This is a genomic window from uncultured Stenotrophomonas sp. (assembly GCF_963519125.1).
Taxonomy (GTDB): Bacteria; Pseudomonadota; Gammaproteobacteria; order Xanthomonadales; family Xanthomonadaceae; genus Stenotrophomonas.
The window spans coordinates 248,751-262,443 of the sequence record NZ_CAUQLJ010000002.1 but is presented as its reverse complement, the minus strand read 5'-3'; the positions used below and the strand labels follow the sequence as shown (position 1 = coordinate 262,443).

Below are 13,693 nucleotides of genomic sequence, written 5' to 3'. Positions count from 1 at the left end.
GGGAACTTTGCCGATGCCTGGCTTGTGCTGCGGTGGCCCATCAGAATCGTCCCTGAGGAGCCAGCCAAGCGTGCGCGGCTTCAGGGACGATTCCCCGATGGTGGGCAGCGATCCCTCGCCTTGGCAGGGCCGCAATCTTGGAGCGGTGCTCGTCGGCCTTTGCACTAACCGCTCGTAGTCTCGCCGGCGTCGCCTCGCCAAGGAAACACCTCACTCGCTTTAGTTAAAGCGGCGCTCAGGTGCTCCGGGCGCATGGGCCGAGCGAGCGCATACCCCTGAATCTCGTCGCACCCCAATGCTTTCAAGCGGCCTACTTGTTCAAGGGTTTCCGCTCCCTCGGCAACGGTCACATACCCCAGATCCTGGGCGAGGCGCACGATGGCTTGGGCTTTCAGGAAGGCCCGCTCGTCTTCGACAATGTTGTCTATCAACGATTTGTCGAGCTTGAGGGTATGGATCGGCAGTTCGGTGAGGTAGCCAAAGTTGCTATAACCGCTGCCAAAATCGTCAATCGCTACTCGAACGCCAGCGGCAGCCAGTTCCGAGATTTGCTCACCCGGCAGCGAACTCGCTCTTAGCCATTCGCCTTCAGTGATCTCCACCTCCACATCAGCCGGCGCAAGGCCTTTGCCTTCAATCATCGCCAGAATCTGGGCAGCGGCCCCTGCCTTCGCCAGATCCTTCACCGAGAGGTTGATCGAAAGGCACAGCTCGATGCCGCTTCGCTTCCAAATCGCAAGCTGTTCAAGCGCGTTGGCCAGGACCCAAGCGGTGACGCTGCCGATGAGGGCGGTGCGCTCGAAGACTGGAATGAACTCGGCGGGGCTCACCGGTCCCAGTTGAGGATGGTTCCACCGAATCAGGACCTCTGCGGACCGGGGGCTCAAGTCGGAAAGTTGAAACCGGGGCTGGTAGACGAGGTGGAAGTCCTGCTGGCGCAAGCTGCGTTCGGCGTCGGCGGCCAAGCGGTAGCCACGGCGCAAACTTTCGTCTCTTGTTTCCGAATACCAACAGACAAGGCCTTGGGAGGAAATGGCCGAATGCAAGCCGATAAGAATCTTTCGGATGACATCCTGGGCCTCGTCCACCCCCAGGTCGACGGCGCACGCGCCTGCGTGGAACATGGGTGCCATCGGGACGGCGCCCGCCATCAGGGGCCGGATCATCCGCTTCTGGATCTCGGTGAGCAACGATTCGAGATCCTCAGGCCCTGGCAGGTCGACCAGGAAGGCGAACCGTGTGACGCCCACGTGGTAAACGTCCGCTATCCCGTCTAGGCCCAGTTTCAGGCGCACGCCGGCACGTCTTATCAGCGCTTCCAGCGGAGGCATGCCAAGAACTTGTCCGGCCTCGTTTGCGCGGGGAATGTCCAAGATGTCCACCAAGACGGCATACATGCGCTTGCCAGGCTCGCGCCGTGCAAGGCTTGCATAGTCGATGGCGAACTGGTGCCGGTTCGGCAGCCCGCTGACCGGCTCGCGCCGGCCCGACAATGCTCGGAGCTCAAGTTGATGCATCACGCTTTGGCCGAGCGTCTCCAACTGCCGTCGATCAGCGTCAGAGAACTCTCGGGGCACCGTGTCCATGACACAAAGCGCGCCAATGGCAATTCCGTTTTGGGCCATCAATGGCGCACCCGCATAGAAGCGCAGATGGGGCGGTTTGATGACCAAGGGGTTGTCCCGAAACCGCGGGTCCTCGCGCAGGTCAGGGACGACCTGGACTTGATCGGAGCCGATGGTGTGAGAGCAGATCGATTCGCGGATATGGGTCTCCGCCATCGGTAGGCCGAGGCGAGAAATCAACTTTTGCTTGTCGACCTCAATCATTGAGACGAAGGCGACCGGGGCTTCAAACGTGTAGGCAGTCAGTTCTGTCAACCTATCCAAGGACACGCCCGCAGCTTCGTCCAACGCCTGCAGGTTGCTTAGGGCGGTCAATCGTTCTTCGGTTCCAGTAGGAGGCATGGGCTAACGCGTTCTGGGACAGGATCAGATTACGCCCTAACCAGAAGGCGTGTCATCGGTATCGGCTGCCGCAGCAGCATCTACAGGGGAGGCCCGATCCACTCCTGAAGCGTTCAGCGCCTTTCGCTAGTGCCGACGGCTTAACCCGCTCTCTTTGCCGAAGCATCCGAGGAGAGTTCGGCCTCCAAGCTCAATCGGCATGAAATACCCGCGCCCCTCCAGCTTGAACAGCGCCGCTCCAGGTGAACATCCTGCGCGCCGACGTGGCATAGTAGAGCGACCCCGAGGTCCGCCAACTTCGGGCAATCCTAAGTGATGCAGTCACTTGCGATGCCGGGACTCGCCATAGCTGACGGAACACTAGTGTTCTTCCATGGTTGAGTCGACGCCCCCGATTGGGGCATCGTCGTGACCGGTTTTTTTATGGACCCACGTTGCCTGCGTGCGGCACCCGCCGGCGATCAACCGCCATCGCCGCCTGTTCAAGTTTCCTTCCGCGTGGGTTCGGGCGTAACCTGAGGAGAGAGGCAGGAGCAGAGCAAGTGGTTCAGTCGGAACAAATCGGAAAACGGTGGTTGAGCTTTCGTCTTCGTAGCGGTCAGTCGATTGCGCCTGGCAAGCTTAAAGAGGCCTGGTCTTACGCGACGCAAACCAGCCGCTGCGCTGTGAGGCGCGATGTTTTGGGCAGCAGTGCCTGCGTTTACGGCCTTTACGCGCCGGAGCGGTTGGCCTCACCGCGCAGTGCTGAGCTGCGAATGAGGGACTTTCTGACCAAGGAGGGCTACGTGTTCACCATGAGCACGATCCCGCGAGACGGGGTCACGCTCGAAGACGTGGCGAAGAAGTAGCTCAATTGCCCCTCCCTCGGCGCTGGGGGCGTTCAAACATGAATCCTTCAGAAGGGCATCTTGCTGACCAATGCCTGGGGTGTAGATTCGCTAAGAGCCTTGGGAGTCGCTATGGCAAGCAAGCGGATCGTCAGTTGCGTCACCTTATCCCCTGACACGACGTCTGCGCGTGCCGGAATGATCGGGGGTTTTCATCCGGACGGGCGCTGGTGGTCATTGTCCGCCGACGCGGCCATGGCGGGCATTGAGCGGGGCGAGTGGGCGTTCTACGTGGAGGTGGCCACGGGACTTGTCCCGGTCACAGTTAGAGGCACCGGGACCGGCGATCGATACCTGAGTGCGGACAGCGATGGCGCAGGCACCGACCCCTTAGCGTCGTTGCAGAAATGCCCGCGGTAGCCGGTTCTCCGCGAAGATCTTTTTGATAGGGGCTTGGCCCTTGTGGTTGGGCACAGTGGCACGGTTGGAACGATGGGCAGCTACTCATTGATTTTATGGCTCGGCGACCCCTTTTAGTGCAGTCGCTCCGATGTAGTAGGGCTATTTCTCCGCTGCCGTTGCGACGCCTAGGCGCCGTCCCACGCACCCGTGCCCTGAAGCATTTAGCTAAGTAGCGATGGTGTCTCCCAATGCAGCGGGTTTCGCAACGGATTCGTTACCTACAACGGCCTACTGTTGCTCATCGGCCTCACGGTGATGCCGACTATCGGAGACAGCCATGGGCAACCAGAATCAGCCGAACACCAATCCTGATCAGGATGAGCAGGACAAGAAGAACCAACGGGACAGTGACGAGCGGCGCCAATCCCAAGGACAGGAGAGCCGGGAGGAGGACTCCGAGAGCGTCCGTGACCTGGGGGGCAGGGAGGACGAAGAGGCGGAGTGAGGCTTGCTTCCGAAGCGCCAGAAGAGCCCGGCCTGAGGTCGGGCTCTCTCGTTTTAGATGCCGAGCTTTGGTCTAGGTGCCGCAGCCGGTCGCTGGGTCCGTGTCTTGCACGTCCGAAGGTTTATCGACGGCCGAGTCCGCCAACGGCGGCGGCTGTGGGGGCAGACGGCGGCAGAGCCACAGTGCGAACAGTGCATTGTCCACGGTCGGGGTCACCTTCGTCCCCGAGCGGGCCTCCGCCTCCAACGTATCCAGGAACGACGTCCCAGCATTGAACTGCTCAACGGACGGGTGAAAACGGTGTGCTGGAGCCAACAAGGAAACCGGATCGATTCCTGACCCCTCGCAAAGCAAGGAGAGGAAAGATGCTTTGCCTTCCTCTGTCATGCCGGTGACAGGGGGCTTGGACGGGTGAAGCCACATCAATCCCAGCGAAGTCAGCCGAAGCAATCGCCCGGGGGAGGGGCGAAATCCCTGGGCCGCCATGCTGAGGTCCGCCAACAAATCCAGCCGCGTTTGAAGGTCCATGAGCTCCTGCCCTGATCGCCTGCCACACCGGGCAATGTGTCACCTCACTGCGGTGCATTCAAGCGCAGGGGCCCCGCATCCCCACGATGAGATGGCGCGGACGCGATCCTATTGCCGCAGCTTGGCTCGATGCAGATGGAGCCACAGCCCCAACGCACACAGAGCGGCCGTGACCGACGGAAAGAGCAACGTGAGGAACCCCAGTCGATGGAAGGCGATAGCTGCAACCACCCCGCCCACTGAGAAACCCACCAACACCAGCCCCCACATGCCTAGGCGACGGCGGGGAGCAGGGTTCCCTCGGCAGATCTGACCAAGAACGAGGCCAAAGTCAGTAAAGAATCCGGTCAGATGCGTGCTTCGGATGGCGGAGCCGCTGTAAAAAGAGGTCATGGCGTTTTGCATCCCACAGCCTGCAGCAGCAAAGCAGGCACCGAAACCGGTGCCGCCGGCCAGTAGGGCAGCCGCGACGGCGAAGAACGCGGCCTCCACGACCAGGAGTGCCACGTAGGCGACAGAAAGGCTGCGGTCTCGAAGCAGCGTGCCGGCACCGAACGAGCCGGCGACGAACCCGGCCACTACCGCGAGCAGCTGCTGAGCAGCGTCCCAGTTGCGACCTTCGAGCGCAATGCTCTGAAGGGTCACGGTCCCTGTCATGTGGCTGAAGGCCTGGTGTTCATACCCCAAATAGCCGACCGCGTTGACCACGCCGGCTGCAAAGGCAAGCAAGCCGGTTCCGACCCAAACGATTCGCGGCACCTCTATGCCCACGTGACAACTCCTGTTCAATGAATGGGACCGGCCCTCATCGGCGGCGCCAGTGGCATGCTGCTTGCCATCACCTGGTGCGGGGGCGACTGGGCTGCCTGGTGAGTATAGAATCTTCACAGGCCCGTCTTGGGCTGAGTGGGTTGGATAGGAGATGTGGTGATGGATGCGTTGCCGAAAGCCGTTGCGCTGGGGTGGGGCAAGCTTTACATGACCGTTCCCGAGTTCCGCGAAACGTTTAGGCAGATGATGTCCGCGGTTGATCAGTTGCCGTCGACCCTTGTCGAGAGGGGGCGGGCGCTGGACTACCCGCCCTTACACCATGCATGCCGATCGGGCGATTTGGAGCTCGTAGAGGCGCTTTTGCAGGCAGGAATCGGCGCGAACTCCTATCCCTACACCGAAGACGAGACGGATGAGCCTCCGTTGATATGGCTGATCACCGCAGACGCGTTGGACACCGACACCAAGATCGCCGTGGCCGCGCTTCTGTTGAGGTTCGGGGCCGACTTGGAGGAGGGGGAAGCGCTGGCCTTCGCCATGGAGTCCAACGATCCATTGCTCGCGGACTACCTGAGGCGATCAGCGCAGCGCTGACCCGTCTCCGATGCGCGTGCCCCAGCGCTTTGCCGCCAGTAAGGGCTAAGCCGTTAGGCGTTTATTGCAGCAGCCCAAGACCACCCTTCAACGGTTTAACGAGATTTCTTTTCACGCCATTCACGCGCCCGCGAGCAAATTGCTCTCAACGACGGGGGAGACGCCACCCTTTAGGGGTGTCTCCAAGAGGAAGGAACCCGGATATTGCAGGTGACCCAGCAGGTGTTGGAGCATGACGCGGGTCATGCGCTCGATACCCTGCAGCTTAAGTGGACGAGAGCGAGCCAATGCCGCCGCTGACCGTCACGAGGCGCTTAGGTGGGTCGCAGAAGTGCAGCGGGGGCTGCCACCTGCGTATCCGGGAGGCCGCGCGTTTTCGCTCAACCTATCGTCCGCACAAACATAGAGTGCACGTTAGAGTTCGGGGCACTCACCCCGTGGCCTTTTCGCCACGCGTTGGTTCCACCGCTGACCCTCATGAAAACTGACTTCCCCTCACCTGAAGAGTATGCGGCCGAACGACCCCGTCATGGGGCGCTGCAGGTCTTGGATGTCCAGTCCCTGCAACACGAGGTCACTGGCTCATACCGAAACCAGGTCTTGCTGGAGTTCAACGACAGCTGCATTCGGATGGCGGTTTTCCATGGGGAGTATCGGTGGCATCTGCATCCCGACAGCGACGAAGTCTTCTTAGTCGTCGAGGGCGAGCTCCACATTGATTTGGGCTCCGGGCCTGGATTCGCACTCGGACCGTGGCAGTGCGTCACTATTCCTGCAGGCACGGTGCACCGAACGCGCGCTGTGGGTCGCACGGTCAACTTGACCATGGAGGGACGGAGCGCGCGCACCGTCTTTGTGGACGGGCTTGAGCTCCCTTAGCCGCTTGACGCGTCGGTATGCCGCAATCGCTTCGACGGTGAGAGACACCGCCTTCTGTAGGGCCGTTCGTAGATTGGGAAGGCCCAGCACGGTATTTTTACTGAGTTGTTCAAGTGACGGTGATGCAACGGCACTCGTCGGAAAAGATGCGTCAGCAACGTTGTGGGCGACTTGCGCAGTGAGCGCTCGCCCAAGCCAAGCTTGCAACGCTTCACCGAATCCCTGGCGCCTCGCTCAGTATCGCAGCGCCCGGTAACGCCCCTGGACGGGATGGCGCCGCTGCGTCACCTCCTGCCATACAGTCCGACGGAGGGCGACGAATGACCGTGGGAAACATCTCACCAGCATCAGACGCGACGAAAGAGCATGCGCAACCGCCTTCCCTCGGCAGAGAACGCGGCTGCTAACGCGCAAACTCCTCTCCTTTCTCCCAGCGCCCGGCCACGGGTCTAAGGACGCACCGGGACTCTGCATCCACCACGGCCGCAGTGACACCGGCGGTCAACAGAGACACCACGCTAAGGCATGTGTCCCGCTCGTCAAAGGTCTCGCGGGCATCGATCAGCACCACGCCCTCTCGCGTCTTGAGCCTCCAGCGCCAACCGCTGCTTCCCGTGAGATGCGCCCAAATACCGCGCGCACGATAAATCTCGATATACACCCACTTCCCCTGTGGAAACGCCTATAAGCAGTGTAGCAACGGTTCACCTGAGCGGTAGATGCCCTTCGGCATAGGCCTAAGCTGAAATGTTCAGTCAGGGGATCAAAGACGAATGCCCCTTACACCTGTGTCCCTGGGCGGCCGACCTCTCCTCGTCTATCGCGGCATCGAGCCTCTTGCTTACGTCGGATTGACAGGCCGGCCGCGGTTCTTAGACTGCCTTTTTGGATTTGCAGGACGAGGGACTCGGTTGATTATAGGAACGTAGAGCCGGAGGAGGGCACCCGCTGCTTGGGTCCAGTCACCTCAGACGATTGCCTTTTCAACGCTGATCCCCTCTATTCCTCGAGCAAAGACGCAGACTTTGTGCATTCAGTCAGGCGCAAGTTGCCGCGCAGAGGCCGCAGCGCCTCCGATGCCTATGCGGACCTCGCCGCAGTCATGCCCGCTTGGTTTGACGTGCTGATGCGCGTTCGCAACGCCGGCATGAAGGCGGTGGGAATGAAGGACCTAGGCTCTCTCGGCGCGGTCAGTCGGAATGCGCCGGTGTTGCCAGGGCACCGCGCCGGAATTTTCACAGTGCTGTCCTCCAATGATGACTGTTTGCTGCTGGAGGACAACGACAGGCACTTGAGAGTTCAGCTCGCACTGCGGTGGGGCTCCTCGTTGAACCAAGATGAGTTGATCATCTCGACCGTTGTGCACGTCCACAACGCGTTCGGTAGGGCCTACATGGTCCCCGTAGCCCCAACACACCGTCTGATCATGCCATTGCTGCTTGGTCGGCTTGGCGGTCAATGAGCCCGGTCTTTGTCTTAAGTGTGGGGTCGGTTGCTGCTACCCATTGGGTGTTGCATGACGACGCGGCGTTTATCCAAACCGGTATCTAATCGGCCCATGCCTTGCGATCCGTCTGCCACGAACGCGCTGACCATCTGGACCATTGGCCATTCCACTCGGCCTTGGGAGACGTTTTTGCAGCTCCTTGCCGAACATGGGATAACTGCGATCGCAGACGTGCGCCGGTTTCCAGGCTCGCGCCGCCATCCATGGTTTGCATCGGAGCAGATGGCGAGCGCTTTGCCGGTTCTCGGTGTGGAGTATCAGTGGATTCCGGAACTGGGTGGTCGGCGCAAGGTGCAACCCAATTCGCCGAATGGGGCATGGGATACCGCCGCCTTCCAAGGCTATGCCGACCACATGGCGTCGTCCGAGTTCGCCAAGGGACTGGAGAAAGCGCTAGCGCTGGCGGCGACAAACCGCACTGCGCTCATGTGCGCAGAGGCACCTTGGTGGCGCTGCCACCGGCGCCTTATTTGCGATTTGCTCACGCACCGAGGTCATGAGGTCTTGCATATCGTGTCGAGCGCTGAGCCCAAACCCCACCCGCTGAACCCGATGGCGCTTGGGGTGGGGCAGGATCTCATCTATCCGCCGGCGCAGGCTGCGTTGTTCTAAGACGACTTCGCGCCCGGTAGAAGGGAAAGCACGTGTAATGACGGGGCAGTGGTGGCGGATGGGGATAGTGAACATCCCAAGTTCTCTCCCTATAACTTCCCCAGAGAAAAAATTTCGTTAGCGCATCGCCCCGCCTCGCCACTGCTAGATGCCTATTGCAACGCTGAAAGCTACGCGAGGAGGGCTAACGCGACTTCCGGCTGAGCGCGTATTTCAGGACAGGAAACTAGGGCTCACCTATTCTCGGGGCGGTTCGATGGGGGAGTGATAGCTGGAGCGAAAGAGCGGAGATTGAAGTTGGCAATCACTTCAATGCTGCCCGTCGTGCGGCCGAGCTGCTGTTGGAGCTGGGCGATGTCGAGGCTCTCATCTTGAAAAGGAGCGGCAGCCAAGCTGGCGCGGATGAGGCAGGGATGCGCGGATCTCTCCGCGCACAGGCGCTGGATGTGCGATCGGGCTCTTCAATAGGGTGAGAAATCGCCTCTGCTCTTGTAGTTTTTGCTTTGAACGCCGGGAGAGGGCGGCGCGGGTTCTTGAGGAGGCTTGGGAGCGCGAAAGGCTCTCCAAAGCTCGGCATTTTTGTGCGCGATAACCATCTGAGTGAACTGATGACTTGCTTGCAAGGCGGGGCCGAATCTGCCGCTCGCATCGGCGACCACGACCTGCATGAGCGGTGTAAGGGAGGGTAGTTCAGCTACTGCGATCTCGGGATCAATTAGCAGCCATCCTGAGGAATCGTTTTGGGCCCCTCTCTTTAACAAGGGCAATACGGGCTCCGACTCGCCTGGAAGCGGATACTTCGTCTTAGAGCGGTCACGGTCCAGTTCCTTCTTGTAGGCAGATCCAAGTTTGCTTAGGGGAACGCAGACCGGCTCGCCCAAGGTGTAGATGAGGTAGTGGATCCAGCTCAAGCCCCCAAGCTCTCCAACAGTAGCGGGGTCCGTTCCGGCTTCCTGGAGTAGCTTAAGAACCTCCTTAGACTGCTTGGCGGTGTAGGCTTCCCCCTTGCTGAGGGCTTGGATGCGCCGACCGGTCTCAGCGAGCACGAAGATCTGAGCGTCGCGCGTTGTCCCATCTTCGCGATCTTTGGGGATTCTATTTAAGTCGGCATACCAGCTACTAGGCTTGGGTCCGCTGCTAACATCGAAACTTGATTTCTTAGCTTGGAAAATGATCAAGCGTGCCTGGCCCGATGGGGGGAGCAGGCACAACGCAAAGTCCGCGCCGCTACCGGGCTCCGTGACCTTCATGTCTGAGCCCCGATTCTTGCTAAATGAACCCCACCAAATCGGGCTCTGATTATCCTTATACAAGCCGGACTGAGCGAGAAGGTTGCTTGAGGCTGCAATGGCACCCATAAACGCGCCAGTGAACGTCTCCTCGCTTTCAGTGTTGAGACGACAGAGTCCTTCCAGTGTGTCGACAGCGGCGGCGAGCGAAGCGTTTAGCAGAGAGGGGGTTGTCATCCAAGAGTCCTCCGTGGGGAAGACCCATAGTATGCCTAGGCGGAGGCGCTTATCAGCAGTCTATCCAATGCGGCTTCTGCCCTTGCGACAAAGCAGAAGCCGGACCTTCGGTCGTTCCAGATCTGATCAAAATCGCTCTGCCAAGTTTCAGGGAGGTGGTCCGTGGAAGGTGGGGGCAGGTCCTCGAACATCTCCTTTAGAGATCCTGTCGAGGTATCTGGATAGTTAGCCAAAGCACTCAGCAAGTTCTTGCGCTCTTCTGGGCTGGAACTCTCAAAGCGCACAACGAAGCGCTTCACTTTGCTCTCGATGCTTAGTCGTTCGGCGGCGTAGTCCATCCACTCCAGCCACAGCGCGCCAAGCGATGGGAAAGTGCGTTCATCCAGGGGGAGATTTGGCGCAGCAACTTTCCAGCCTCTGCTAGACCGGAGATCGGCAGGACTGATATGCAAGCCGTATTGCAAGAAATAATGGGCCGTTTCTTCGGCGCTGGGAATCCGCATGGGAATCTCGGGGGTGGGGTGACGAACACTAGATCAGGTAATCAGATAGTCAACCCCTTGGGCGGCCCAGATCTTGGCTTCTAAGGCTCTGCCTGAGCGAGCATTGGCATGCAGAGTCTCGATCTTTGACGCGGGGCGCTCTGCAGCGCCCCTGCCATTCCCGCACTCGTCTCACTGCTTCTTCCTCATGGATAGAACTTCCTCGGGTCAGCCAGCTGCGCCTTGAACTGCCCTGTCTTGTAGGTGGGAAGCTCGACATCCGGGCGATACTGGTCAAGCACGGCGATCTGCTTCGTTCGTGCCAACGCCGGCTTTTTATGGAAATACGCTTCATGCAGCACCGGCACCTTCTTGCTGATGGAATGCCCGGTCACGAGTGCGATGTCTTCGTCGGCTACTCCCTTGTGGTGGAGCTCTGTGGCAATGGTATGGCGGAAGGCGTGGAAGCCGACGCCTTTTCCGAAGCCTAGGCCCTTCATGTAAGTGCTGAACTGGCTCAAGATGCCTTGGCTGTATCGTGCGTTCGGCTCTCCCGTGTCACGACGAACACCCGCGGAAAGGTGTGGGAAGAGCCTGTGGTGCCCGCACGCTCGGATGTCCTCCACGAACGCCAGAAAACCTGCATCCAGCAGCGGCTGTGGGATGGGAAGCGTCCGGATAGCGGCTTTGCCTTTTAGGCTTTGGCGGCTTCGATTCCTGTCCTTGTGGCTAAGGTCGGCATCAACCGTCTTCTGGATGCGGATGCACCACACGCCACTCTCCTGAACCACGTCTGCCAACTTGAGCTGAGCCACTTCGTTGATGCGTGCCCCGGTGTAAAGTCCAATCATGGGAACCCACCACCGATGAGGCGCTTTCATCGCCCAGGGGATGAACGTCTGGGGCGCGAAGATCCGCTGGAGATCTGCCTCATCGAACAAGCGTTCGGCCTTGTCCGGGTCAACCACTAAGTCCTTCTTCACCTCGGCAAAGAACTTCATTGGGGAGCCCGGGATCGCTTTGGCATCCTCTAGGCGCCCGAAGAACGTGACCAAAAAGCGACGGTGTTTCTCAACGGTTGCGCGCGCCGGTGGGTTGACGTGCAGTCGTTTGCCTTCTGTCACGGCTTGCTCGAAGGTCCAGCCGCGATAGACGGGGTTGGAGAAGAACAACGGTGGCGTCCAGCGCATCAGTTCCCAAAGGCGATATATGTGGGTGTGATCAATGCGAGAGACGGGGATGTCGCCGCAGGCCATCTGAAGCAGCTTGAGGGTGCGGGTTGTGGCTTCGATGGTGTCGCGCACCAAGCCCATGCGCTCGCGGTCTGCCAAGTAGTCTCTGATCTCTACTGACAGCAGACGAGCAGGAGCAGCGATGGGAAGCGGTTCTGGATAGCGCGTTGCGTTCTTGCCCAGACGTGCCCGCCGGGCGCGTTCGCAGGCATCGTTGATGATTTCCTGGGCGTGGATGGCGGCCTCACGTCCGCTGACAATCATCTCGCCGATGCGGACCCGACCGATGCGAACATTGGTGAGCGTGAGCGTGCCGGTGGAGTCCGACAAATACGATTTGAGGTAGTGCTGAGTGGCGTTGTTCACTGCGTTGCTTCCATCTGAAAGATGGAAGTAGGGATACGACAGGCTGCAAAATCGTCAATCGAATTTCGAGACTTTTTGCAACGCCTCAGGCCTCGCCTGGGAGGGCCCTTTTCGGCCCGGCCGCGGCGCGATCATTCCGCCGGTCCATTTGTGGAAACCGCAATGAAAACAAAGGTTTGAGAGAATGGTGGGGCGAATTTCTCGGAGTCATTACCGTACTGTTTAACTGACATAAACTAACGAAGCGCACTCTGAATATGAATGTAGGATAAACGCCGCCGTCTCTTTGTTAGGTTTAATTCCCACTTTTCTTATGCTTTCGTGGCCATCAGATGGTGGTAGGGAGAGACGACATGGCTAAAAACGAACAGACAAGCCCCAAGGCAGCAAAGGCTGCGAGTGATGTTTTGCGTGACGCTCGAACCAGCAGCAAGTCTAAGACGGCAGCCGGGTCAGCTTTGAGCCAGGCCCCCGACAAGGGGAAGAAAGGAAAGAAGTAGTTCCACGGACCGGCATCAGTCGGTGCCGGTCTCTTTCAGGCGCCAAAGCCAGGGAATCACGATGAGTGAGATTGCATCGGTTCGGCCACGGTCGGTTGGCTGGCCGGGTTTGAATCTTGACGAGCACCAGTGGCCTGACACTGTTCGCTTCCTTCCCTACTGGGGAGACCTTTACTGGGATGGCATAGACGGCCAGCGGATCCTCCTGCTGGGCGAATCGCACTACCGAAAAGAGGGGATGAGCGACTCGCTGGAAGTAACCAGGCCGTTCACCAGGGATGTTTTCCGTGGGATGGCGGAGCCCATCCGGCACACCGACGACGGACCCTTCTTCAAGGCCCTGGATTCGGCGCTCACTGCTGACGGGAAGCCGGACGCCCAAGACGCAGCCGACGCCTGGAAGCGGGTGGCCTTCGCGAACCTCTCTCAGGCCTTCGCAGGGTCTCAAGCGAATCAGCGCCCCCGGAACGAAGAGCTCCTGGCAGGCGGCGACGTGTTGGTGGAGGAGATACTTCCAACACTCAAGCCCACCGTTGTCCTGGTTCTGGGCCAGACCACGTGGAGACTTCTCCGCCACGGCAAGCGAGAAGAGGGCCTGCCCCCATTTCTGGCGCGCGATGTGAATCGGCTCAATGGCCGTCGGCGCTATATCGAGCGCCGGGACATCTGGTCGCTCGACTACACGGGAGGCTCAGCCCTCATGACCTGGGTCTATCATCCTTCCTGGAACATCGACACTTGGCAAGACCGGGCCTTGGCGCTGCATCATCTTATCGACCAAGCCAATGGACGGTAACAATCGGCTGGGACGACGTGAGCAGGGCAGGTTGCGGTTACATACGTCCTGAAGCAGACCGTTACCGTCCGCTCATTTCAAGACGTCGGTGACGCCAGCCACACCTCATGCTGGCGTCCTCCATGCGTCCAGCCATTGAGCTAAGCTCTGGCAGAGGCATGGCCAAGGAGAGAAGGTGACCACTTTTCGGGTATACGACATCGTGTGGAGCGTGGAGGGCGCATCGGGGGATCTTCCGTCTGAAGTGGAGATTGCCTGC

Annotated in this window: 12 protein-coding genes; 6 read left to right on the top strand and 6 right to left on the bottom strand. The window is 59.7% G+C overall.

Translation table 11 applies throughout. The features are described 5' to 3' along the window. Positions 1–164: 164 nt before the first annotated feature. The gene (locus RYM47_RS02670; protein ID WP_311183958.1) at positions 165–1,940 is read right to left on the bottom strand and encodes a sensor domain-containing phosphodiesterase; all 1,776 of its coding nucleotides are present in this window, start codon (positions 1,938–1,940) and stop codon (positions 165–167) included. Positions 1,941–3,533: 1,593 nt separating this feature from the next. Between RYM47_RS02670 and RYM47_RS02665 the strand changes: the two genes are divergently transcribed. Continuing rightward, positions 3,534–3,701: a hypothetical protein gene (locus RYM47_RS02665; protein WP_315385902.1), complete on the top strand. Its 168-nt coding sequence runs from the start codon at positions 3,534–3,536 to the stop codon at positions 3,699–3,701. 72 nt (positions 3,702–3,773) lie between these two features. Here the strand turns inward: RYM47_RS02665 and RYM47_RS02660 are convergent, their stop codons facing one another. Beyond that, the gene (locus RYM47_RS02660) at positions 3,774–4,229 is read right to left on the bottom strand and encodes a hypothetical protein (protein WP_315385900.1); all 456 of its coding nucleotides are present in this window, start codon (positions 4,227–4,229) and stop codon (positions 3,774–3,776) included. 108 nt (positions 4,230–4,337) lie between these two features. Beyond that, the gene (locus RYM47_RS02655; RefSeq protein WP_311183961.1) at positions 4,338–5,000 is read right to left on the bottom strand and encodes a YoaK family protein; all 663 of its coding nucleotides are present in this window, start codon (positions 4,998–5,000) and stop codon (positions 4,338–4,340) included. 159 nt (positions 5,001–5,159) lie between these two features. Between RYM47_RS02655 and RYM47_RS02650 the strand changes: the two genes are divergently transcribed. The 4 genes from RYM47_RS02650 (at position 5,160) to RYM47_RS02635 (ending at position 8,592) form a co-directional block, all read left to right on the top strand. Then, positions 5,160–5,594, top strand: a complete 435-nt coding sequence (locus tag RYM47_RS02650) for a hypothetical protein (RefSeq protein ID WP_315385899.1) — start codon at positions 5,160–5,162, stop codon at positions 5,592–5,594. A 477-nt stretch (positions 5,595–6,071) separates the two neighbouring features. After that, positions 6,072–6,473, top strand: a complete 402-nt coding sequence (locus RYM47_RS02645) for a cupin domain-containing protein (protein ID WP_315385897.1) — start codon at positions 6,072–6,074, stop codon at positions 6,471–6,473. A 952-nt stretch (positions 6,474–7,425) separates the two neighbouring features. Further along, a complete protein-coding gene (locus RYM47_RS02640) occupies positions 7,426–7,935 on the top strand; it encodes a DUF2867 domain-containing protein (RefSeq protein ID WP_311183963.1) in 510 nt (169 codons plus the stop codon). Between the two features lie 96 nt (positions 7,936–8,031). Next, positions 8,032–8,592, top strand: coding sequence for a DUF488 domain-containing protein (locus RYM47_RS02635; protein ID WP_311183964.1), 561 nt, complete (start codon positions 8,032–8,034; stop codon positions 8,590–8,592). A 461-nt stretch (positions 8,593–9,053) separates the two neighbouring features. Here RYM47_RS02635 and RYM47_RS02630 read toward each other — a convergent pair whose 3' ends face one another. From RYM47_RS02630 to RYM47_RS02620, 3 genes are all read right to left on the bottom strand, one after another. Then, the gene (locus RYM47_RS02630) at positions 9,054–10,058 is read right to left on the bottom strand and encodes a hypothetical protein (RefSeq protein WP_315385895.1); all 1,005 of its coding nucleotides are present in this window, start codon (positions 10,056–10,058) and stop codon (positions 9,054–9,056) included. 35 nt (positions 10,059–10,093) lie between these two features. Next, entirely contained in the window at positions 10,094–10,561 is a 468-nt protein-coding gene (locus RYM47_RS02625) for a hypothetical protein (RefSeq protein ID WP_311183966.1), read from the bottom strand. A 185-nt stretch (positions 10,562–10,746) separates the two neighbouring features. Continuing rightward, entirely contained in the window at positions 10,747–12,138 is a 1,392-nt protein-coding gene (locus tag RYM47_RS02620) for a site-specific integrase (protein WP_311183967.1), read from the bottom strand. A 561-nt stretch (positions 12,139–12,699) separates the two neighbouring features. Here RYM47_RS02620 and RYM47_RS02615 point away from each other — a divergent pair. Next, positions 12,700–13,434 carry a hypothetical protein gene (locus tag RYM47_RS02615; protein ID WP_315385894.1) on the top strand — a complete coding sequence of 245 codons (735 nt, stop codon included), beginning with the start codon at positions 12,700–12,702 and terminating at the stop codon, positions 13,432–13,434. Positions 13,435–13,693 lie beyond the last annotated feature (259 nt).